The organism is Paenibacillus sp. WC2504 (assembly GCF_052682475.1).
Genome location: NZ_JBQZFH010000001.1, coordinates 2868882 through 2891457, shown reverse-complemented (window position 1 = coordinate 2891457; position 22576 = coordinate 2868882). Strand labels below are relative to the sequence as shown.

Here is a 22576-nt window from a genome sequence, read left to right as displayed (position 1 = left end):
CTCCTCTGTCTAGACATGAGGAAACTGTTTACGTCTCCGTAAACAGTTCCCAAGGTCGATATGAAATGATCGTGCTCATTATTTGACTGGATTCTCAACTTTCACTTTGCCGGAAACGATATCGTCGCGGATCGCTTTAACTTTCGTAACGACATCTTGTCCAATGAAAGGACTAAGTGTAGATTTGCTATCTTTGGTCACAAAAGTAAGACCAACGCCGTCTTCTTTCAAACCGTAATCAACTGAACCGAATTTAAACGAGCCGTTTACGAAATCCTTCACCGTTTGGTAAGCTACGGCATCTGTTCCTTTTAGTTGAGAAAGGACGATATGTTGTGGATCCGTGACTGTACGGTCAATATCTTGTCCGGATGTGAAGAAGCCTTTTTCTTTCGCAGCTTCGAATACGCCCAGATCACCAACAGCGGAAGCAGCAGCGATGAAATCTGCGCCTTGTGAGAATTGCGTTAATGCTAATTCTTTAGCTTTGGCTGGATCCGTGAAGCTGCCTACGTAGTTAACGATGAACCTAGCATTAGGATTTGTTGCTTTCAAGCCTTCTTGGAAGCCAACGGTATACTTCTTGATCAGCGGGATATCAAGTGCCGCAACCATACCTACGACATTTTTCTTCGTTGCAAGACCAGCTGCCGCCCCCAGCAAGTAGGAAGCTTCATGCTCACGGAATACTACACTGCGAACGTTCGGAAGATCGACAACTGTATCAATAATGGCAAAAGATTTCTTCGGATTCTCAGCGGCTACTTTCTTAAGAGCATCTTCGGACTCGAAAGAGCTGGTAATGATGAGATCATAGTTATCTGCAACGGCAGCGCGTAAATTTTGTTCAATCGCGCTGGCATCCGTCGATTCTACCGTTTTAACCGTAATGCCGAACTCTTGTCCAGCTTTCTTAACACCTTCATCCTCTTGTGCGAAAAATGGGTTCAAACCAATTTTCTCTGGTGTAATCAGGATAACTTTCTTATCTGATTTAGCCGTAGCAGCTTTCGTTGCTTCAGCACCCGGTGCTGCAGTGTCTGTTTTTGCCGTTGCGCAGCCTGTCAGCAACACGGTAACAGCAAACATAGAAATTAATGCTTTTTTCATGTGTATCTCTCCCCTTGGTGAATATATGTTATGTAAAATACTCTTTTGTATATCCTACTAAATAACTCGGATTTAGTCAAAGCATTTTTTCGTTCGACAAGTGTTAACGAATTATGTTCGAAATATACGAAACTCGTCGATTATTATACTATATTGTCGAATGACATGCTATAAAAAAAAGCCAGCCTCCTGAGACGGAGACTAGCTCTCTGTTCAATCCTCGGTATTAGGCTTCGTGATGCTGATGATCAGCCACTATATTCGCGGCTTCCATTAATTCACGCATCACATCGGATTGCAGCTGCGGATTAATATATATGCCTTTAACAAACAATGCACCCTTTTCACTTGACGTATATCTAGGCGGAATTTTGTTTAAAGCCAACGCTAGCATATCATCTTTACACTTATTACAGTCGCATTTCAATTCGTAATTTTTCTGAAATTCATCAAACATATTGACGACGATCGTTTCCATGGCATTAAAGACTGGCATCGGAGTTAGCTCCTTCACTATTTCAACTATATGTCTATTATAACGTATAAAACTATATTCAAAAAGTGCTCATAGACTACTTAACCCCTCATTATTGACTCATGGTAGGTAACTACGCCTAGTTCCAAGCACCCTGATCACATATTCCTCATCCCAATTTCAAAGAAATGACCACAACATTCACTAGAATATGATACGCTGTTTGTTGCATATGCTTGCTGTGAGCGGATTCCGTCTGAAAATACGTTTCTGCTTCGAATGCTATACAGTTATAAATAAATTAGACTTAGGGGTTAACTTATGCTACAAAAAACACACAGTATTGCCGGATTCATCTCGGCAGAACTCGTACTCGCTTATCAAGATGTAAGCTTTTTTTCGTGGGACACGGCCGGAGCTCTTCTGCTGGGCTGCTTGGCAGGAACGTTGGCCGATGTCGACAAGCCAGGCTCGACGATGGCCAAGGTTCTATTCCCATTATCTGCCTTGCTTCGCATTCTGAAGGTCCGCCATCGGACGCTAACCCATTCGATTGTCTTTATCCTCCTGCTGATGATGATTTCATTGCCGATGTCGCCTTTGTACTTTTGGGTTTTCATCGTCGCTTATGCATCGCATCCGCTTATTGATTTGCTCAATGAGCGAGGCATACAACTATTCTGGCCGCTCCCAATGAAAATTCGCATATTGCCGAAATTCATCGCAATTGATACGGGATCTTCGAGCGAAACCGTATTCCGTTGGCTGCTTTTGGCCGTCACCTTATTGATCCCTTTTATGCTTTATGTCTATCCCATGCTGCAAAAATAAACAAAAGCCCCTTCTTCTCTGTCTTAAACAGAAAAAGAAGGGGCTTTCCATTTACTGCATTGGAATCGATATTTTAAAGCAAATCCAGCCATCCTCCACGCACACTTCGATTGTCCCTTTGTAGTGCTCAATCCGCTCCTTCACGACCGACAAGCCTAATCCTTGATGCTCACCGTCACCTTTGGTGCTGTAGCCGATCGTAAACATTTGATTGTAGTCCTCTACTTGGAAATCCGGAAGCACAGGGTTGGAAACGGAGATCGTCACTTGATTGGACTCCGACCATCCGTTCACAATAACCTCCCGTTCGCCTGGCGGGAATTTATTCACCTCGTCAAAAGCATTATCAATCAGATTTCCGATAATTTTCACGAGATCAACGGATTTTACCCCTAAAGCTAAGCCATCAAGGCCTGTAAATTCATAATGAAAATCAATTTTCGTCCGCATAGCAAGCGCAAACTTCGCTTGAATCAAAGCAGCAATCGCCGGATGGCCAATACGAATGATATCGTTCACTTCATTGATTTCTTCCAGCAACTCTTTCATGTACTTCATCTGGTCTTCTTTTTTGCCATTTGCAAGGAGCGCATACATGGTCTGCACATGATTTAAGAAGTCATGCCGCTGGCTGCGAATCGTTGCAAACATCAAATCCACATTTTGAATGTACATTTCTTGTGTGGATTGAACCGCGGTTTCACGGCTTTTGGTAATAAATCGGAAGACAAAGTATATAAAGATGCAGCTGCAAACCGTAAACAGAACAACCACAAGCATAAGCTGAACGAGCTGTTTGTTTAAAGTCTCTTGAATCGATTGATAATCCGACGTAATGGAAATGACGTAGGGAACTTCTCGCTGCACTTCGGTCAGTTTGTTCTTAACCGGGACGTACATGAACGTTTTGAGAATCGGTTTCCCATTCCAGCTCTCTACGATGCTAACCGGTTTATTATTTTCGATGGACTCTTTGTAATACTTCAAATCTTTGTCATTCGTAATGTTGTACGAACCGAACAGCAGCGGCCGATCATACACCGAAATGAAAGATGTGCCGTCACTGCCTTTGTACTCAATTGGCTTAGTGCCGAACGTAACCCCATGCAGACCCGAAATTTCCAAAATATCCTGATTTGCCGCAAGCGTTTTCTTTACAACAGTATCAGCACCGACGATTTCTTTAAACCGTTGAATTTTATCGGCATTCACAAACACACAAATAATATAATTGGTCGAACCGTCGTAATAATAACCAAATTTACTGACATTGCTGGAGCCCGAAGCTGGAACCTCGTAAATACCGGACCAGAAATTCGGCAGTTTCTGACCTTCAGGAATCGTAACCTGGTGGTTCGTCATCAATTGATCGAAAGCCGTAAACCAATAGCCAAAAGGGATTGTGCTTTTAATTTGAAGTTCTTTGGGTTCCGATGACTTGGCGACCATGATATCGTTTCCAACACCACTCCGCTTCATCAGCGAGAAACCGTCGACCCCCGCTTGTTTGGCCAGCTGAACCAATTGTTCATTGGATACTTTATCGGCATCCGGATCGAGCTTGTTCGCGGCGAAAAGTGCGACAGCGCGTAGCTTTTCTCCAACTAAATCTTCCACGAAGAAGGATCCTTCCTCTGACAGTTCAATGGACGTTCGGATTTGGTTGGCCGTCGACTCCATCCTCATCGATAAGGCTTCCGTTAACAGTGATTTCGTATACCAGTAATAAGAGGTATTATTCGTCACCAGCAACAGAATAACGATAATTAAGGTGATGTAGATGACTTTGGAGTTTATTCTCATGAAGATGTTCACACTTTCTATATGTTGTAAAATGAATATTACAAATTCGACACTATGTAAAACTTTTTCGACACATCTCGAAATTAGTTGTCCCTTTCAGTAGTATAGTAGGATAGGAAAGCCTTGTCTATCAATTAATATTGCGGTTTTTAAACCATTGGTAAGATAGGGAAAAATACCAAGATACAGGATGGGAACTAGGGGTGGATTTCTCGTTGGTTTCTTCCTTACGGAAACGGAACTACAGGGCGCTTTTTCTTTGTAAAAGCACCTTCTCACTTGCGTTGGGAACTAGGGGACGCTATTTCTTCGCTTTTGGCTATAAACCAGCAAAATGCAAAGAAATAGTGCCCTGTTGTTCCTCTCGTACCGCCAAAATACCGCTTTTCTCTGAAATAGCGGACTGTAGTTCCTTTCGAGACGCCAAAAAGAGAATGCAACCCGCAGGAACTAGGTTGCATGTTTAGGTTACTTAGCCGCTATCTCAGCACTTTTCTTCCAAATGATTCTTTCGCCTATGCGCAAGACAACATCGACTTGATGTCTCCCCACAGCTAACGGATGTGATGTTTTCAAGCTAAACAGGGTACCGGCTGAATTTTGATCCGACTGATTCACAATTCCTTTGTTCACGGAATTATGCTCGATTCCTCCGCGGTCTTCTCCCTCTTCGATGCTCAGTTGAAGCGGCATTTGCCCAGCATTGTAATCTTCTCTACTGGTCCAGTCATTCACGAATGCTTGCAATTCCAGCCGTCCGCTCTTCACACTTGTCGGAATGTCTTCGGCAATTACGGTATAATTTTTCTCAAACAAACTGTACTCATTTCCGGCAACTACTTGCGTTAACCCAAAGAGCGCCAGCACATCTTTTAAATTTAAATACCAGCCTCGGCAGGCTTATCCAGAGGCACGTTCCCACCTGCCTCTTCTTGCCAATGCACAGCAGCACTGGCTTGATTTGCTTGCAAATCGAAGGAGTAATCGCCCTTGGTAAGCGTAATCTCATTCTTACCTGAAGCGGTGCTTACTTCATAGAGATACAGATCGGCCAGCTGGTTCACGTTTAAATAAGATTGGCCTTTGTCCGTGTAGCCTATCCTTACACCCGTGTTAAGCTGTAAATCTCCTGTGCCAGTCGGTACAATATTCACACCATTCGTCTCCGTCTTGGCAACACGTGCTATCGTTTGAGAATCCTCATCCCACAGTGTATCCTGCGTACCGTTCCAGAATGGAATCCACCCCGTTCGGTTATCAACGTGTACTTTCAGCCACATAGATCCGCCATTCGGCGGATTCCAAGCTTCTATCACTTCCACTGTCTGATTGCGCAGCAGCAATGTCGTGTCGTTAAACGGCACTTCCGGATATTGCGACAGCTCTCTTGCATTCTTAACCAACATCTTCCAGTGAACAGGTACGGCAGACTCCGGTTCTCCGACCAGCTTGTTAATCCATCCTGTTCCCTTCGAGGAACGTACATGATACCAGGTGCTGTTATGCCAAATTTCGTATGGACCCCTCCCCGCCCATAAGGGTTCTATGATTTTCTCAAATACAATGACATTCTCGTCTTTAAGCACCGCATCTATTTTCGCCAACCCCGCGAAGACAGTAGGAAATAACGGCGTCTCACGTGCAATTTTCAGTGTTTCATCTGTCGGAAGAATGGTCACTCCTTTGTCTCGCGTCCAGACCGTCCCTTGATCGGTTTGAACTTCGAAAGCACGATCATATATCGTTGTAAATTCATGGACAATCGTGAAATCCCCTGCTGTCGTCGTAGACCAGTCCATCTGCTGCTGACCGACGCCCATTGCCGCGCCTAGATCGCTTTTTGCGGGAAGATTATCATAATGTGCTTTACGCTGAACGTCGTGAACCGTACCAATTTCCTTAACTGGAATAAACGCCCATAGATCTCCTAACCAACTTGTATGCACTTTTATCCAGGCTTTGCTGTTAGGATCGTTGGTATAGAACCACATCTTTTCAGCATCTGTTACCTCCACCTCTTGGGGGGTTAAAGCAGCGACAGGGGTATTTTTCGTGCTTGCACTGCGATAAAGCGGTGTTTCGTCTAGAAGCGTGATCCGCTTTGGCGGCGCAATCTCGATTTCCCAAGGTTTCGGCCTGATCCACCGCGGTCCGAACATGGTTTCGATTTTCCAAGTCGCCTCGCCGATCGACCAGCCGCTTTCGGTTTCCAGTACATGCACGGTCTGCGGAGCAAATGTTCCTTCAGGATCCGTGTTGTACGTATCTGCCGCAGCGTAATAAGGTGTTTCAGCCAGCAGCTCTATCTCGTCCGGGAATCGAAGCCCCTCTGGAGCAAAAGAACCTCCATAAATTGTATCCGCAGCTGCTTGGGACACATAACCAGCCAAACCCATTGCTGCTGCAACAACCGTGAATGTGAACAGTTTTATTTTCATCATCGTAAACTCACCGCTTCCGCATCCATTATAAGGAAAATACTTCCATCATTTAGACGTTCTCCTGATCAATAAGTTGCTTTTTTACGATTACTTTACTTGACCTCGCTACTTTAGTACTATAACAAGTATCGAATACATGAGGAGCTGTAAAAATGTCCAATGATGAAATCATTCTAACTCCCGAAGGATTACGCAGTTTAGAACTTGAGCTTGAGGAACTGAAAACCGTTAAACGCAAAGAATTGGCAAGCCGGATTAAGACGGCCATTAGCTACGGTGACCTGAAAGAGAACAGTGAATACCATTCGGCCAAAGAAGAACAGGGTTTCATGGAAACGAGAGTTTTGACCATCGAAAGAATGTTAAAAAAGGCGCGCGTTGTAACGAATCTGGATACATCTAAAGTTCAAGTAGGATCCACTGTTGTCCTTAATGATGTAGAATTCGCCGAAAAAATCGAATACAAAATCGTCGGCACCTCTGAAGCAAATGTCAATGAAAATAAAATCTCCTACGAAAGCCCGCTTGGTGTCTCGCTCATGGGCAAAAAAGTTGGCGATACAATCAGCGTCAATGCGCCAATGGGTGTTATCTCCTACGAACTGCTTGAGATTCGCGTATAATCAAGTTAAAACGAAAGGGCTGTCTCCCTGTAGATACATCTACTGGACGACAGCCCTTTTTGTGTTTTCCTATTCAGCTCTTATACCCCAACGACCTCAAAGAGCTGCAGCGCTTTCCGCATTTTCTCCAGGTACATCGGATTATCATCCGAGCACATCCATTTCAAATCGGAATGTCCTTTGCCAAGTAGTTGGTCTCGATCACTTAGCAGTTGAGTCAGCCGGTTCACGGTCCCTGCGCTTCCATCAACAATTTGGATATGATCGGGCAGAACCTTTTTCAATACGCTTCGAAAAAAAGGAAAATGCGTACATCCAAGGACTACCGTACCATACAGACTTAGATCGAACGAAGCGAACTGGGTATGAAAATAATCAATAATTTGCTGGCTATCCACGTTTAGTTGCTCACAGAATTGAACTAATTCCGGCATTGGCAGCGAATCCACCATGTGCATGTCATCGATACGGGAAACAAGCTCCCGGTATTTGGATTCTTTGAGCGTTAACGGTGTCGCAAGCACAAGCACTCTTTTTCCCGAAGAACGGTTCATGGCAAGCGCCGGCTTTACCGCAGGTTCCATGCCGATAATCGGCATGTCATAGATGTTGCGAAGTTCCGCGATCGCAATGCTCGTAGCCGTGTTACAAGCAATAACGAGTGCACAAACCTCTTCCTTGCTGATGGTTTCCACCGCTTGTTTCACAAAAGAAAGGACTTCATCCTTCGGTTTCGTACCGTATGGCACATGCAGCGTATCTGCAAAGTAAAGAAAGTCTTCATGAGGCAATTGCTTCATGGCTTCGTGTAAGACGGAAATCCCGCCTATTCCTGAATCAAAAAAAGCTATTCTCATTTGTTTTCACCCTGATCTTGTTCTTTCAATGTTAGAGCAATCCTGCTGTTATAAGTCCATTGCGAATGCCATCTTCATCCACATGCGTTGTCACATGATCCGCATAAGGAAGCAATTCCTTGTGGGAGTTCCCCATCGCGATGCCCATCCCAACAAAGGAAAGCATTTCCATGTCATTCAAGCCATCGCCAAATGCAACCGCTTCTTCCGGTTTGATGCCTACAAGCTCAAGCAGTGCTGCAATCCCCTGGGCTTTGGAACCTCCAGCAGGCAAAACATCGATCGCATGCTGGTGCCAGCGAATCAGCTTAAATTCCGTTTGAAGCTCTTCATACAAATGTTCATCCGTATCTTCGCAGTGCAGGAAAATCTGATAAATATCGTTCGTTTTCCAGAAATCCGGGTCATAACCTGGCAAATCTACCTTCAACGACGAAACGGATCCTGTTACGAATGGATGATCTTCTGTGTCCGTAAAAAACTGATGCTCCCCTTCGAATACGAGAGAATGTTTGTACTTCGCGGCAAGTTTTACCAAAGCTTCAATGCTGCTTTTGGCAATGATGCGTCTGTACAGAGGTTCCCCCCGATACACGGCATATCCCCCGTTCAAACAAACATAGGAATCGATCCCGAGCTGCTCAGCCAAGGGTTTAATGAAGTAAGGAGCTCGTCCGGTAGCAATCACCGGTTCAATGCCTTGCTGCTTTAATTGATGAATAGCGGTTACTGTGGAAGCAGGAACCTGTTTTTCCTCATTGACAAGGGTACCGTCGATATCAAAAAACACAATTTTATACACAGTTGGGTCTCCTTTGCACTTGGCGGCAGCTGTCGCTGCCAGCCTTCTCTCTTTCTCTCATTAAACACCAAAAAGAGATAAAAAACAAAGAAAAAGAGAATCCCCCAGGCTTCTCTTCCCAATTCCTATACAATTTCATCAATCACACCAAAGGATAAAGCTTCCTCAGGACTCATATACCAATTTCGCTGATGCTCCTGAACACGAAGGATTTCATCTTGGGTTAACTTTGTTTTAGATAAGAGGTATTCATCATAAATGTTTTGCAGCCTCTGCGTCTCATCCACCCTGTTTTTCAAATACTCCAGATGACCGTCAATATGCGTAGAAACGGCATGATACATAAAGGTGCTGAGCCTGCCGGCATACCTTTTGTGGCCACTCACAGCGATCAGCAAGCTCATGCTGGCAGCTAGTCCATACACGTAGGTGTGTACAGGCGTCTTGCTGTTTTCGATCACATTAATGAGGCCTAGACCGTCGTAGACGCTCCCCCCATTGCTATTAATAATGACGTCGATGGGAACGCGTTTAAAATCTTTCTCCTTTTTATCTTTGTCATCATCAAATTGGTTTATTTTCATAATTTGCTCGACAATGATTTTCACAGAGCTTTTATTAATGCCATCGAATAGATATAAGGTTCTTTCATTCATCGAAATGCCTCCTGTCCTATGGCCTATGATACAGATAGTCTATTCCCGACAGAACGACTTTGTAACACTTTTGATTGTTTTTGCTTATTTTTGGGCGAAAATGAGAAGAACCTGGCACGGGGCCAGATTCTTTTTGTTTTTCATAAGTAAGCTACCCCTCTTTGTGCTCATCGAATTGAACCGTAAAAATCGAACCCCTGCCTAATTCAGACTCCACCAGCACCTTGCCGTGATGAGCTTCTACAATCTCTTTAACAATAGACAGCCCGAGTCCGGTTCCCCCGATTTTCCTGCGATCTGAATTATCTACCCGGTAAAATCTCCCAAATAGTTTATCCAATGCCTCAGCCGGAATGCCGAGTCCATAGTCTTGAATTTTGATGTGCACACGGCCATTCTCACGTTCCACATACACATCAATCTTCGATTGATCAGGAGAGTACTTGATGCTATTGGAGATCAAATTATGAAAAACCTGTTTGAGACGTTCTTCGTCCCCATGAATAAAAAGGGATTCATCAAGGACATGCAGTTCAATCTCATGATTGTCTTTGCCCTGCCATTGATCCACGATTTCACCTACCAAATGAGCTGTGTTGAGCGTTTGAAAATGAAAGACCTGCCGTCCTGAATCCAATCGCTGCAAGTCCAAAAAATCGTTGATTAGATTGGACAGTCGCATAGATTCCTTATGAATCGTCTCTACGTACTTGACTCGCTTGTCCTCCGTGACGTTCCGGGTCGCCAAAATCTCAATAAATCCCATAATGGAAGACAGCGGAGTTCGGATTTCATGGGAAATGATGGAGACAAATTCATTTTTCATCTCATCGATCCGTTCCTCTTCGGTCCGGTCCCTGAATCCGAACAAATGACCCCTGAGCGTGTCAGCCCCCTCGTCCACTATGGGATTGACGTAACACTCATAATGCTTCATTTCACCGGAATGCGAGACTCTTGAGATCCTTTTCAGAAAAGGCGGTATAGTTTGGTTGAAATAAGCCTCGACGATGGATTTAAAAGCAGTGTCTGACGCTCGCATACCTTCGCAATATGTGAACAAACAGTCCCCTTTGTGAATCGGATTTTCAAAAAAAAGCTCCACACGGCGGTTAGCAAAAATAACTCTGCCTACCGTATCACACATGATAATAGCTTCATGACTGGACTCCAGCATCTGCTCGATAATCGTGTTCTGTTCGGAGATCGTCCTTTCCGCTTGCTGGCTTTCCCCAAGGAGCACCTTATAACTATACTCGCTGTCTTTGACTTTTCTAAAAAGATCCGCCATGTTCAGATACATTTTCGTAAATTCATAAATCATGCCGGCCAGCACAACATTCGAGCATACAAAGGAGTTCCACTTCGCCACATACCAACCCAGACTGAACCGTCCGCCTCCGCAAAGAACAATGACCACATCCAGCATCATCGCAAGGATTGCTACGCACAGCCAAGTTGAGGTTACCGTACTAGCTTTAGTCCGAACGTAAAAGATGAGCAGCGTGATGAACGTAAGCACAACGATCGGTATCCCAACAAACTTAACAAATGCGGGAGATAGCTGTCCTTGTGACAAAACGGTTGGCAGCCGCTCAACGAAATGCGTCGTAAACAACGTAAACACGGTCATCAATATGATTGTGCCAAAGAATGTACACCAACCGGCTAGCTTTGCCTTGCGAGAGCTGTACCGCACATTCCGATGTTTGGCTTCAAGTCGCAAATAAAGCAGGACTGCCACCGGAAAGCCTATGTGCCAAAGCGAATACACCCACACGGAGGTTTGTGGTCCTGAGTTGAACAACCCATTGTCAGCAAAAACACGGGGGAACGCGAGGATGTAAACTAAGCTCATGCCCGCCGAGAACAAATAACCCGCAAAAAGAGCAAGCACCGCGGGTTGGCGGGAGATTTTAAACTGACTATAGATCACATAGGCCGTAATGAGTTCGAAGCAAACAACCGTAGAAAAAATAGCCGGCTGGAAAGCCGGCATTTCTCCTAGCTGAATGCGGACAAAAGGCACAGTGAACAAAGAAATAAGGGTTACTAGAGCCCCAATGATATAAGCAAACCGCCGCTGCGCACGATTAGACGGCATCGTTAATAAATTGTATACCGCCACAGGCAGCGCTTGATGTTGACCCATGATAAACCCCCGATAATGCTTAGCTTTGTGCTTTACACTTCGACAAGATTCTACAGTTTCCTTCCGGCATACGAAAGCCTCACTTCTTATTGTGGCAAGAAATGAGGCTTCTTATGTTATCGTTTATGTATTTTCTTCCATGTGAGCCTGATAGCGCTCAAGTGAGATTAAGCGATCCTCAATGAGCTCGATACCCTCTGATTGAAGCAAAAAGCTTTGCAGCTCCGCTCCTTCATCATCTGCAATGGCAATTTCACCTTTTGCATTCACGACTCTATGCCAAGGCAGCTTATACTTCTTGCTCATGGCATGCAAGATCCGCACGACCTGACGGGCGCCTCTCGGGCTTCCCGCAAGTCGCGAAACCTGCCCGTAGGTCATCACTTTCCCTTCGGGGATGGAACGGATAATTTCGATCACGCGCTGCGTGTATGGTGTCATTTTAGTCTACAATGGCAAATTTGATGCATACCGGTTTGGACAGCGTCAGCACGCTTCCGGTTGGCAACAGCTTCCCAGTTGCGGCATCCCTTGCGAACGATACAATGTTATCGGAGTCTTTGTTTGCGACTAAAAGATGTGCCCCGTCCGGTGAAAGGGCAAAATTACGCGGATGCTTCCCAAGCGTAGGTGCATATTCAACAGGAGTCAATTTGCCTGTATCCGCATCAATAGCATACACAACTATACTGTCATGCCCGCGATTCGAGCCGTAAAGATACTTGCCGTCCGGAGAAACGTGAATATCCGCGCAAGCATTTTCACCTTCGAACGCCTCAGGCAGCGTAGAAATCGTTTGAATTTCAGTAAGCTCTCCCTGCTCCTCTTTGTAGCTAAAAGCTGTCACCGTCGAGCCTAACTCGTTGATTACATAACCATACTTGTAGGATGGATGAAAGGCAAAATGCCGCGGTCCTGACCCTGGAGCAACAGACACCTCACCATGAGGATGCAGCTTTTTCGCAGCAAGATCCAGCTTGTACAGCTTGATTTTATCCAATCCTAAATCGCAAACGCCTACATAGGTATTCGTACGATCCAAGAAAACGGAATGAGCACGCGGTCTATCCTGCACCTCCAAAAGACTGGAGCCTTCATGCTGCTGAATATCTGCATTTTCGCCAATTCGTCCGTCCGCCAGAACAGGCGACAAGCCCACCATGCCTCCGTGATAGCTCGAAACCATAATCACTTGATTCGAATGATCAAGTTGGATGTGACAAGTCGTTGCCGGAAGCGTAAGCTCATTATTCAAAAAGGCTAATTTCCCCGAGACCGTGTCAATATCATAGGAGCTTGCTGCTCCACAGCGTTGACCGTTTGCATTCGTTCCTTCCGAGATCGCATACAGCCTCCAATTTGTCGTATCGACGGATAGAAACGTAGGATTTTGCAAGCCATCCACTTCATGAAGGACTTCCAGACTTCCATTCCCTTCTCCAAATTGGCAGGTATACACGCCTGGATTGCTTGAATCCGCATAGGAACCAATAAATGCTAGCGTTTTTTGGGACTTAGACATAATAACCATCTCCTATCTATCAATTTCCTATGTGCATTATCTCAAATCCAGTCCTCAGGAGCAATATGTCGAGGGTTGGGGTATGTCTGACGGGTGATGGGCCCACTTCCGTAGCAAAGCAAATAAGCCATCTCCTCGACAGCATATACATTGATGGTGGGGAACTACGATCCGTTATTCCGGCGAACAGAGGGGGAATGTTTGGCCGGAGGCAAACCACACCACGCCAAAACAAAAAAAGACGGACGCATCGTCCGTCTTTCCCTTTATTACACCTTGCGAGATGTCAGCTTCGCTTGCGTGAAGAGCAGCAGGTAATCATATCCGCCTGCTTTGGAATCCGTTCCCGACATGTTAAAGCCGCCGAAAGGATGAACGCCGACCAAAGCGCCCGTGCATTTGCGGTTAATGTACAAGTTGCCGCAGTGTACCGTGTCAAGCGCTTCGGAGATACGCTCTTCGTTTGTCGAGAAGTACGAACCCGTCAAACCAAACTCGGTATCGTTGTACATCGCGATAGCTTCTTTCCAGTCCTTCGCTTTGGCGATGGCGAGCACCGGCCCGAAAATTTCTTCCTGCATAATGCGAGCTTTACCGCTCACATCGCCGAATACAGTAGGTTGAATGTAATAGCCGTTGCCATCCGCTTTGCCACCGCCAGCAAGAAGTGTTCCTTCGTTTTTGCCAACTTCGATGTAATCCAGAATCCGCTCGTAGGACGTTTTATCGATCACCGGACCTGCTGCAAAGTTAAGCTCAGGCAAACCGCTTTGCAGCTGGTTCGTCAAGGCAACCACTTTTTCAACCACTTCGTCATATACGGACTCTACAATGATGGCCCTGGAACCCGCGGAGCACTTTTGACCTTGGAAGCCAAAAGCCGAAGCCACGATTGCCGCTGCAGCCGCGTTAAGATCAGCTGTTTCGTCTACAACAATACCGTCTTTTCCACCCATTTCAGCAACGACACGTTTAATCCAAATTTGACCCGGAACGGTGTCAGCGGCAAGTTTGTTGATGCGTAAACCTACTTCTTTGGAGCCTGTAAAGGAGATAAAACGCGTTTTCGGATGCGTCGTTAAGTAGTCCCCAACCTCTGCGCCGCTGCCTGGAATGAAGTTGATAACGCCTGCAGGCAGACCCACTTCTTCCATGAGTGCAACAAATTTATGCGCAATTACCGGCGTCGTGGAAGCTGGTTTAAGCAGAACAGTGTTACCAGAAACAACGGCTGCCATCGTCATCCCAACACAGATAGCAAGAGGGAAGTTCCATGGAGGTATAATAACTCCAACGCCTAGAGGGATGTACGTAAGTTTGTTGTTTTCGCCGGGAATTTTGACCAGTGGCTGCGTCTCGTTGATTTCACTCAGGCGAATCATTTCACGCGCATAGAACTCGATGAAATCGATCGCTTCAGCCGTATCAACATCGGCTTCCACGTAGTTTTTGCCGGATTCCAGCAGCATTAGCGCTGAGAATTCATGCTTGCGAGCACGCATCAGCGCTGCCGCTTTGAACAAGTATTCGGCACGCTCTCTTGCCGGAACCTTTTTCCAAGATTCAAACGTTTCAAGTGCAACGTTCATCGCCTTCTCAGCAAGAGCTTGGTCCGCTTTACTGACGTAACCGATAATTTCATCCACATTACCTGGGTTAATAGACGTAATTTTCGCTTCCGTCGTCACTTTCTCCGTTCCGATGTAAAGCGGATACTCGCGGCCCAATTCCTCTTTTACTTTCGAAATAGCTGCCTGCATGGCCTTTTTATTTTCCTCTAAGCTAAAATCAGTAAACGGCTCGTTCGCGTAAGGGCTCACCTTTGTAAATGTTGTCATGTTATTTCTCCTCTCCGAATGGGAAGTTTATTTGAACATATTTTTAAGAACAAACCAGACATTGGCTGGACGTTCTGCTAACCTTCTCATGAAATAACCGAACCAATCCACACCATAAGGAACATAGATACGTACCCGGTATCCTTCTTTCACTAATTGCTTCTGTAAGTCTTCACAAATCCCATAGAGCATCTGGAACTCAAACTGATCGCCCGAAATCCCGTTTGCCTTGGCAAAGAGCTTCGTAAAATGGATAATCGCTTCATCATGACTGGCGATCGCCGTATAATGGCCGTTTAGCAAATGTTTTTGAATAATCTTTTTATAGTTATCATCAACAGCGCTTTTCTCTGGAAAAGCAACCTGCGGGGATTCCTTGTAAGCCCCTTTCACAAGACGCAAGTTCGCGCCAAGCTCATGCAAATCATCCATATCCTGCATCGTACGGAACAAGTAAGCTTGAATCACGATGCCGACATTGTCGTAGTCTTTTCGCAGTTCACGATAGATGTCGAGCGATATTTGGCTGTGCGCATAGTCTTCCATATCAATCCGGACAAAATTGCCGTGCATGCGAGCCCGGTCAAGAATCCGTCTCATATTGCTTACACACAAATCTCTGCTTATATCCAGACCAAGTGAGGTCATTTTTAGAGATAAATTGGAGGTGACGCCGGATTGGGCGATGGCATCTAATGTTTGGATACACATATCAGCCGATTCCAAGGCTTCCGCTTCACTGAAAACAAACTCCCCTAAATGATCCAGTGTGGCAATACGGCCATCCTGATTGAGTCCACGCACAGCTTGAATAGATTGCTGAATGGTTTCACCGGCAACGAAACGTGCGGCGCCAAAACGTAAACCATATCGTTTCGCTAAGCGATTCGCGGTGCGGCTCTTCCCTAAAGATTGAAACATGTTTCTCATCATGAGTTCCATCTGTGTATTCCTCCAAAGGAATTTGTACAATAGTGTTTAATTTATGTTTTTATTGTACACTATAATTTATATTTTGAACACTACTTGTTTATGTGTATATTTTTCATAATTTTGAACACATTATCAACTATACTCCTATCATACTCGCCGCCCTTCCAGAACGTGTTGAATCGCCATTAGCTTCGTGGTAAATTTATAGCAAATCAACGCTCCATAAATGAGGTCGACTATGTTCAAAAATGAACACTTTCTGTTAAACGCCTCGATCGTTACTGTTTCAATAGAAACAACGCTTGAGGAAGTTTCCTTCTATTTAAATAAAGGCACGGGTGTCATTGCACATTCCGGCAGCCACACCTGTTTATTTACGCCGGAGGACGCCGCGCTTCTACCTGCATTGTCGGCTATGAACGTCCAGGCTTTATTGGAAAAGAGTTCTTATTTCCTTGCCGAATCTGTGCAATGGGACGACCAAGGAAATCTGGCAAGCCTCATTCCACTGACTTTGTCATCGAACCGGCCTCTTCTGATCAAGGATAAAGAAGGGAACGTTCGGGGATACTCCTCCTTATCAGACCTGCTGCGTGCTGCAACGCTAGAACAGCAAAAATCGGCGGCTTATTTCGCTGCCCTTGCTGACACCGTTACCGATGCTGTCACGGTCGTTGATCGAGACGGCGCTGTGATCTACTGGAATACGGTTGCCGAAGAGCTTTATCAGCTTCCTAGCGCAGATATTTTGGGGAAGCGGATTGGTGAGCATTTTGACGTGGAAACGTTAATGGTGCTCAAAATTTTGGACGAAGGCCGCATGATTCGAAATACGTATCACCGACCACGCCCAGACACACATGTCCTTATCAACGCCTCGCCGATCCGGGATGCCCAAGGGCTTATCATTGGCGGTATTGCGACTGAACAGGATATTACACAGTTGGTGAGGTTAAATGAACAGTTAACGGCTGCGGACTCCTTCGGGCTTCCTAATAAAGAACAAACGGAAGATTTATTTACGTTAATCAAAGGCAAAGGCCCTGCCATCGGCAAAGTCATTCAGTGGGCCAAAAAAGTGGCCGCAACAGAAACACCCGTCCTCCTCATCGGAGAATCGGGTGTTGGCAAAGAGCAGCTTGCTCATATTATTCATCAGTCCAGCTCGCGGTCCGAACATCCTTTCTTGACACTCAATTGCGGCATTGTGCCCGCGGGGCTGCTTGAGGCTGAATTATTCGGCTATCAAGGCGGAGCTTTTACAGGAAGTGAAACAGGGGAAGCCGGGAAGCTGGAACAAGCCAAAGAAGGCACTTTATTCATTAACGAAATCGAGAAGCTTCCACTGGATCTTCAAGCCAAGCTCTACCATTCTATCACGCAGCAAACCATCGTCCGTTCGGGCGGAAGCCAGCCTATCCGGGTGCGCACCCGGATTATTATTGCAACTACGCAGGATTTGGCAGCTAAGCTGGTTACCCAAGAATTCCGCTCTGATCTGTACTATGCACTTAATGTGATTTCCATCCGGATTCCGCCTTTACGCGATCGAACGGAAGACATTCCCGCTATGGTGCATATGTATCTGAAGCAGTTTTCTTTGAATTATCAGAAACCGGTTCCCGTGCTTTCGCCGGAAGTGATTTTGGCGCTCACGAACTATGCTTGGCCTGGAAATATCCAGGAATTAAAAAATGTCATCGAACGCTGCGTTATTTTAAGTGATGAGGATATCATCCAACTTGAGCACCTGCCTACAGCTTTACAAGAAGGTCAGCCTAGTCTCGCCTCGTTAGAAGGAGATTCTGCTGCTATTTTATTAAAAGCGAAAGTATCAGACGAGGAAGAAATCACACTCATCGAGGACGCACTGGCCAAGACAGCAGGAAATAAAAGCGCAGCCGCCAAGCTATTGGGCATTTCCCGAGGCACCCTTTATAACAAAATGAAAGAATATCAGATGGAGTAATCTATAGGTAAAAGTAAAAGTCCCCCTTCCATAGCCAGATGGAAAAGGGACTTTTATTAATGAACAGCCTGCTCAAGGGTATACCTGATAAAAGCCAACGTTTCATTGATTGCGTTGAGCTCATCTCCCCTGCGCCATGCCAAGGCTTGCCGGATCAACGACCCCCATTTACTTCCATGTGTTGTAGCTAGCATCCAATGGGCTGCGGCAGGTTTGGAAGCGACAAGCCCCTCTTCTATCGTGTACAAACACCTGCACATCGTAAGAATCGTATAGGCCTGATATTCACTCGATTTAAGGCGAGACGCATCTACAAATAAAGGGCTCCACCATTCGGTTAAAATTGCTTGCGCAGCTTTTTTAAGCTCGTAAGGTGCAACAGGATCAATCAGATTTTCTGGTGCTGGGCCATGCAGCGTAATGCCATGTTCACGAAGGATGGCACGCTGAATGATCCAATCACTCGCATGCCCGTCTACACCAAAACTGCCGTCACAGCGTAATGCAGGATGCCAACACTGCTGAGGATCATAGCGCTTAAGCAATTCCTGCGAAATATAAGAGCCTTCCATGTTGCCAGCCCATTTGAACCCCTGGTTTCGCAGCTCAGCATGCATCTGTTCCAAAGTTGGATGCTTCTCCGCAGGCAGTTCGGTCCGAGTTGCCACGAGAAAATCAACATCACTCGTTTCACGATTGAAGTCCCCCAGTGCCAAGGAACCGTGAACATAGACACCAACAACGTCCTGATTGAGTACACGTAGGATACCAAGAACAAGTTGCTCTAACATTTCATTGATATCTGGAAAAGGCGTAGGTTTCGGGCTAGGGATAAAGCAATTCCCCTTTCTTAACAAAGGGCTATCTCTGATACACCGCCGGGAAACTTTCTCCTGACACGATTTCGCCTGGCGCCACATGAATATGGGGTTCCATCGGATGACCGCCTGTCGGAGCGTAATACGTATGACCTGGCATATAGTGAACCGCAATTGCCCTGCGTTTCATTTCTGAACGGTTATTCGGACTGCCGTGCCATGTCAGAGAGTGGTGGTAGCCGACTTGACCTTTTTTAATTTCAAAAGGTACCGCTTCCACCTTTGCTCCTTCCGGAAGCAAATCCGGTTGTTTGTGAACCGGCATGAACTCATCGTTCGAGCCTAAATATTTTTGATGGTTGCCCCATTTATGACTGCCCGGCACCATCCACATGCAGCCGTTTTCTATGACGGCATCATCCAGTGCAACCCAGGCGCTAATGAGATCAGCTGGTTGAATCACAGGCCATAGCGGGTGATCTTGATGCCAATGTGTCGGTCCCCCCATGACAGGCGGTTTGTACTGAATTTGATCGTGCCAGATCCGAAGCGTATCCGTACGACATAGCTGCGCCACATCCTCGCATATTCTACGGTTGGACGCATGCTGCAAATACACATCGCTTGCCATCCATATATTCACGATTTGGACAACCGTTTCCTTCTTCGTTATGGTCATCCCGTAATGGGAGTTATCGAGCATATTTCGGTTGAGGATTGGCTTTTTGACAGATTTCCCTTCCATCACGTTTTCCAGTTCTTCACGTAGTTGCTCCACTTCTTCATCGGATAAAACGACGTCGCCTTTCAGAAATCCCAATTCATCGAATTGTTTGATCTGCTCTTGTGTTAGCATGATTGATTCCTCCTCGCTTGATATACCTTTATTGTAAGGTCAGCAAGCCTCCGAGTCGTTAGATATTTCCAACCTGAAATTGCACTTTTCACAGAAAAATTAACGATCAGAAATTAACCGACCTATTTTGTAAGGGCATGGTGTATGATGGTAAAGAAGCTTGTCAACCACTAAGGAGGTTTCATATGTCTGAGCAGCTTATTATTGGAAACGCTTCACATCTTTATGCCGTACAAGAAGGCTGGGGACAACTGCCGGCAGATATCCAGTATGGTTACACCCATGGGATAGTCGTAGACGATGAAGATCGTGTGTATGTCCATCACACTGGCAAAGAGTCCGTTGTTGTATTTGACAAAAATGGCACCTTTCTCACATCCTGGGGAAGTGAATTTGAAGGCGGGGCCCACGGCTTTTACTTGCATCGCGATTCCGATGGACAGCAGTACCTTTATTTTGCAGACACCAAACGTTCCATGATTGTCAAAACGACGTTATCCGGTGAAGTACTCCTGCGGATTACCCCCCCCGATCGGCCTGATTTATATGATGCTGAGCGCAAATATGTGCCAACTGATGTTTGTGTCGCTCCTAACGGTGACATTTATGTTTCGGATGGCTATGGCCAATCCTACGTCCATCATTACAATGCAGAGGGCACATACATCCGTTCGTGGGGCGGAAAAGGAACTGAGCCAGGCAAGCTTAATTCGCCTCATGGCATCTCCATTAATCTGCGCGGAGAACAACCGGAAATCTACATAGCTGACCGCAGTAACAACCGTATTCAAGTCTTCACACTAGAAGGAGAGCATCTGCGTTTCGTTGAGCATAATCTGGATCTTCCTTGCTCTTTTTACTTCTTCGGCGATGAAGTCTATCTCCCCGATCTACATAGCCGGGTGACCATTTTGGACGCAAATGATCGCTTGATCACGCACTTAGGCGAGGATCAACAAGCCTACAAGCAGCAAGGTTGGCCGAATCTTCCCAAAAGCTATTACCGTCCGGATCGATTCAGCTCCCCGCACGGCATCTGTGTAGATTCCGAGGGCAACGTTTACTTGGCCGAGTGGATTTCCGATGGCCGGGTAACGAAGCTGGTCAGACAGCGGTAAACAAAAAGGACTATCTACAAGGTCATCATTGATGACTTTGTGGATAGTCTTTCTTTATTGACGCAAGCACACAATCTGGCTGCAACGCTCTATTCCTTTTGCAAAAGGATATAAAGGGCAGCTACTTTGCCGAAATCAGCTCGGGAACCGAAACTTCGCTTTTTGTCGCAAAAGGGGATTAAGCTTTGTTTATATGACGAAATAGGTTCATCTTAGAGATGAACCTGGGCAATTCATTGGATGAAATCCAACGAGATGTCAGAATTGGACGTGCAAATGTACTTTTCGTTGGAGTAAATCCAAACTCCATAAGGCCCATGAAAGATAAGCAAGCTGGGCATATCCTCCACCGCTACCCCTTCCGCCCCTCCAGCAGTTGATCCCGCATCCAATCATTTTGCACGATACCATCGCCATCCTCGTACAAAATATGATAGAGCCGCTTACGCAACTCGGCGACAGCAGTCTTGTTAGCCGGATGATGAATCACGTTATGAAGCTCATGCGGGTCATGGCGCATATCGTAAAGTTCATCGACATCTGTACAATTCCAGATGTATTTCCACTCCCGGGTGCGAATCATTCGCTGCGTGTAGAGGCCGAATTGTCCGCCATTGTAAGAGGCGACAACTTCTTCGCGCCACCCCCCCGGATCAGCGCCCAGAAGCAGCGGCAGCAAGGATTCCCCATGAAGCCGATGATCCACTGGCGGCTCCGCTTCGCCGATAGCCAAGAGTGTAGGCGGCAAATCCAGCAAGGTCTGGACGAATCGCTCGCAGCGGCTGCCTGGCGCAATAACTCCAGGCCACCTAATGATTAGGGGAACCTTTACGACGTCCTCGTATAGGACGTAATGTTTATCCAACATGCGGTGCCCGCCGCACATGTCGCCATGGTCGGTTGTGAAAATGACAACCGTGTTCTCATTTTGTCCCAAAGCGTCTAACTCCGCGAGAAGCTTCCCAACAGCATCGTCTAACTGCGAGATGATCGCATAATAACGAGCGACGATTGGCGCCCAATCCGCCCAATCATAATGCTCGATTTCCCAATTTCTAAGCTGCTGGCTCTGAATATAAGGCTTATTCGCAAACGTTTCACGGAAACTTCCCCATTCGGGAATGCTCTCCGGTGGATACATGGCAGCGAATTCGGCAACCGGGCGGCAGGGCAGATGAGGCTCCTGGAAATTTACCCGCAACTGCCAAGGTGAACCGGCGCTTTCCTCCGACAGCTGCTTCATCAACGCCGTGGCCATGGCGACCGTCTGGTGTGTGCGCGTATCCTCCAGCGGCAAAGGGTCGATTTCGCCAAAGAACCCGCCCGTATACCCCAGCTCCGGGTACCGTGCCTTTGTCCGCTCCCGGTACTTCTCATCACTGGAAACGAACATATTGTACCCATAATGTGTCGGATCATAGGTCGGATGGACATCCCATTTGCCAATATACCCGTTCAAGTAGCCCACCCCTTGCAAAGAACGGGCCCACGAGAAGCTCGTGGGCTCGAGTGCACCGATCCGCATGCCCAAAGAGAAGTTCCAAAGTCCGCCGAAGGCTTCAGCCCTTCTGCCACAGACGAAAGACTGCCTCGCGGGGCCACAGATGGGAATATGATTATAGGCACGGTCAAACCACATACCCTCAGACGCGAGCTTATCGAGATGAGGTGTCGAAACAGGCGCCTGATTACTATAACCAAGGCAATCATAGCGCAGTTGATCGACCACGATGATAAGCATATTAGGCTTTTGAACCGTCTCCGTCAAAGTG

Annotated in this window: 20 protein-coding genes; 4 read left to right on the top strand and 16 right to left on the bottom strand. The window is 46.3% G+C overall.

The window, feature by feature from the left end; genetic code table 11:
- Positions 1–78: 78 nt before the first annotated feature.
- Complete coding sequence (locus ACUN27_RS12565; RefSeq protein WP_315952450.1) at positions 79–1110, bottom strand: BMP family lipoprotein; 1032 nt, start codon at positions 1108–1110, stop codon at positions 79–81.
- Positions 1111–1336: 226 nt separating this feature from the next.
- Complete coding sequence (locus tag ACUN27_RS12560) at positions 1337–1588, bottom strand: late competence development ComFB family protein (protein ID WP_315952451.1); 252 nt, start codon at positions 1586–1588, stop codon at positions 1337–1339.
- Positions 1589–1906: 318 nt separating this feature from the next.
- Here ACUN27_RS12560 and ACUN27_RS12555 point away from each other — a divergent pair, with 318 nt between their 5' ends.
- A complete protein-coding gene (locus tag ACUN27_RS12555; RefSeq protein ID WP_315952452.1) occupies positions 1907–2416 on the top strand; it encodes a metal-dependent hydrolase in 510 nt (169 codons plus the stop codon).
- Between the two features lie 51 nt (positions 2417–2467).
- Here the strand turns inward: ACUN27_RS12555 and ACUN27_RS12550 are convergent, their stop codons facing one another.
- From ACUN27_RS12550 to ACUN27_RS12540, 3 genes are all read right to left on the bottom strand, one after another.
- Complete coding sequence (locus ACUN27_RS12550) at positions 2468–4219, bottom strand: sensor histidine kinase (RefSeq protein WP_315952453.1); 1752 nt, start codon at positions 4217–4219, stop codon at positions 2468–2470.
- Positions 4220–4687: 468 nt separating this feature from the next.
- A complete protein-coding gene (locus ACUN27_RS12545; RefSeq protein ID WP_445558995.1) occupies positions 4688–5086 on the bottom strand; it encodes a hypothetical protein in 399 nt (132 codons plus the stop codon).
- Between the two features lie 11 nt (positions 5087–5097).
- Positions 5098–6660, bottom strand: a complete 1563-nt coding sequence (locus ACUN27_RS12540; protein WP_379171394.1) for a hypothetical protein — start codon at positions 6658–6660, stop codon at positions 5098–5100.
- Positions 6661–6812: 152 nt separating this feature from the next.
- Between ACUN27_RS12540 and greA the strand changes: the two genes are divergently transcribed.
- Positions 6813–7283, top strand: a complete 471-nt coding sequence (gene greA, locus ACUN27_RS12535) for a transcription elongation factor GreA (protein WP_315952457.1) — start codon at positions 6813–6815, stop codon at positions 7281–7283.
- A gap of 80 nt (positions 7284–7363) precedes the next feature.
- On the opposite strand, the gene murI is transcribed toward greA, so the two are convergent.
- The 8 genes from murI to ACUN27_RS12495 form a co-directional block, all read right to left on the bottom strand.
- Entirely contained in the window at positions 7364–8140 is a 777-nt protein-coding gene (murI, locus tag ACUN27_RS12530) for a glutamate racemase (protein WP_315952458.1), read from the bottom strand.
- Between the two features lie 31 nt (positions 8141–8171).
- On the bottom strand, positions 8172–8942 hold the full coding sequence (locus tag ACUN27_RS12525) for a Cof-type HAD-IIB family hydrolase (protein WP_315952461.1): 771 nt from the start codon (positions 8940–8942) through the stop codon (positions 8172–8174).
- Between the two features lie 125 nt (positions 8943–9067).
- The gene (locus tag ACUN27_RS12520; protein ID WP_315952463.1) at positions 9068–9598 is read right to left on the bottom strand and encodes an ATP-dependent Clp protease proteolytic subunit; all 531 of its coding nucleotides are present in this window, start codon (positions 9596–9598) and stop codon (positions 9068–9070) included.
- A 151-nt stretch (positions 9599–9749) separates the two neighbouring features.
- The gene (locus ACUN27_RS12515) at positions 9750–11750 is read right to left on the bottom strand and encodes an MASE4 domain-containing protein (RefSeq protein WP_315952464.1); all 2001 of its coding nucleotides are present in this window, start codon (positions 11748–11750) and stop codon (positions 9750–9752) included.
- Between the two features lie 123 nt (positions 11751–11873).
- A complete protein-coding gene (locus ACUN27_RS12510) occupies positions 11874–12191 on the bottom strand; it encodes an MGMT family protein (RefSeq protein ID WP_315952466.1) in 318 nt (105 codons plus the stop codon).
- A 1-nt stretch (position 12192) separates the two neighbouring features.
- Positions 12193–13272, bottom strand: coding sequence for a lactonase family protein (locus ACUN27_RS12505; RefSeq protein ID WP_326060866.1), 1080 nt, complete (start codon positions 13270–13272; stop codon positions 12193–12195).
- A 269-nt stretch (positions 13273–13541) separates the two neighbouring features.
- A complete protein-coding gene (gene pruA, locus ACUN27_RS12500; RefSeq protein WP_326060867.1) occupies positions 13542–15110 on the bottom strand; it encodes an L-glutamate gamma-semialdehyde dehydrogenase in 1569 nt (522 codons plus the stop codon).
- Positions 15111–15137: 27 nt separating this feature from the next.
- Entirely contained in the window at positions 15138–16052 is a 915-nt protein-coding gene (locus ACUN27_RS12495) for a proline dehydrogenase family protein (protein WP_445558994.1), read from the bottom strand.
- Between the two features lie 229 nt (positions 16053–16281).
- On the opposite strand from ACUN27_RS12495, the gene ACUN27_RS12490 reads away from it, so the two are divergent.
- Positions 16282–18012, top strand: a complete 1731-nt coding sequence (locus ACUN27_RS12490; protein ID WP_445558993.1) for a sigma-54 interaction domain-containing protein — start codon at positions 16282–16284, stop codon at positions 18010–18012.
- Between the two features lie 56 nt (positions 18013–18068).
- On the opposite strand, the gene ACUN27_RS12485 is transcribed toward ACUN27_RS12490, so the two are convergent.
- Together ACUN27_RS12485 and ACUN27_RS12480 are read right to left on the bottom strand one after the other, a co-directional pair.
- Positions 18069–18803 (bottom strand): nucleotidyltransferase domain-containing protein, encoded by a 735-nt coding sequence (locus ACUN27_RS12485; RefSeq protein WP_326060870.1) that lies wholly within the window; start codon positions 18801–18803, stop codon positions 18069–18071.
- Between the two features lie 70 nt (positions 18804–18873).
- Positions 18874–19686 (bottom strand): phytanoyl-CoA dioxygenase family protein, encoded by an 813-nt coding sequence (locus ACUN27_RS12480; protein WP_315952476.1) that lies wholly within the window; start codon positions 19684–19686, stop codon positions 18874–18876.
- Positions 19687–19871: 185 nt separating this feature from the next.
- Between ACUN27_RS12480 and ACUN27_RS12475 the strand changes: the two genes are divergently transcribed.
- Positions 19872–20804, top strand: a complete 933-nt coding sequence (locus tag ACUN27_RS12475) for a hypothetical protein (RefSeq protein WP_315952478.1) — start codon at positions 19872–19874, stop codon at positions 20802–20804.
- Positions 20805–21156: 352 nt separating this feature from the next.
- Here ACUN27_RS12475 and ACUN27_RS12470 read toward each other — a convergent pair whose 3' ends face one another.
- On the bottom strand, positions 21157–22572 hold the full coding sequence (locus ACUN27_RS12470) for a sulfatase-like hydrolase/transferase (RefSeq protein ID WP_326060872.1): 1416 nt from the start codon (positions 22570–22572) through the stop codon (positions 21157–21159).
- Between the last annotated feature and the right edge of the window lie 4 nt (positions 22573–22576).

Coding starts and splice junctions, on each gene's coding strand:
- ACUN27_RS12565 (WP_315952450.1), bottom strand. CDS start 1,110: ATGAAAAAAGCATTAATTTCTATGTTTGCTGTTACCGTGTTGCTGACA.
- ACUN27_RS12560 (WP_315952451.1), bottom strand. CDS start 1,588: ATGGAAACGATCGTCGTCAATATGTTTGATGAATTTCAGAAAAATTAC.
- ACUN27_RS12555 (WP_315952452.1), top strand. CDS start 1,907: ATGCTACAAAAAACACACAGTATTGCCGGATTCATCTCGGCAGAACTC.
- ACUN27_RS12550 (WP_315952453.1), bottom strand. CDS start 4,219: ATGAGAATAAACTCCAAAGTCATCTACATCACCTTAATTATCGTTATT.
- ACUN27_RS12540 (WP_379171394.1), bottom strand. CDS start 6,660: ATGATGAAAATAAAACTGTTCACATTCACGGTTGTTGCAGCAGCAATG.
- greA (WP_315952457.1), top strand. CDS start 6,813: ATGTCCAATGATGAAATCATTCTAACTCCCGAAGGATTACGCAGTTTA.
- murI (WP_315952458.1), bottom strand. CDS start 8,140: ATGAGAATAGCTTTTTTTGATTCAGGAATAGGCGGGATTTCCGTCTTA.
- ACUN27_RS12520 (WP_315952463.1), bottom strand. CDS start 9,598: ATGAATGAAAGAACCTTATATCTATTCGATGGCATTAATAAAAGCTCT.
- ACUN27_RS12515 (WP_315952464.1), bottom strand. CDS start 11,750: ATGGGTCAACATCAAGCGCTGCCTGTGGCGGTATACAATTTATTAACG.
- ACUN27_RS12510 (WP_315952466.1), bottom strand. CDS start 12,191: ATGACACCATACACGCAGCGCGTGATCGAAATTATCCGTTCCATCCCC.
- ACUN27_RS12505 (WP_326060866.1), bottom strand. CDS start 13,272: ATGTCTAAGTCCCAAAAAACGCTAGCATTTATTGGTTCCTATGCGGAT.
- pruA (WP_326060867.1), bottom strand. CDS start 15,110: ATGACAACATTTACAAAGGTGAGCCCTTACGCGAACGAGCCGTTTACT.
- ACUN27_RS12495 (WP_445558994.1), bottom strand. CDS start 16,052: ATGGAACTCATGATGAGAAACATGTTTCAATCTTTAGGGAAGAGCCGC.
- ACUN27_RS12490 (WP_445558993.1), top strand. CDS start 16,282: ATGTTCAAAAATGAACACTTTCTGTTAAACGCCTCGATCGTTACTGTT.
- ACUN27_RS12485 (WP_326060870.1), bottom strand. CDS start 18,803: ATGTTAGAGCAACTTGTTCTTGGTATCCTACGTGTACTCAATCAGGAC.
- ACUN27_RS12480 (WP_315952476.1), bottom strand. CDS start 19,686: ATGCTAACACAAGAGCAGATCAAACAATTCGATGAATTGGGATTTCTG.
- ACUN27_RS12475 (WP_315952478.1), top strand. CDS start 19,872: ATGTCTGAGCAGCTTATTATTGGAAACGCTTCACATCTTTATGCCGTA.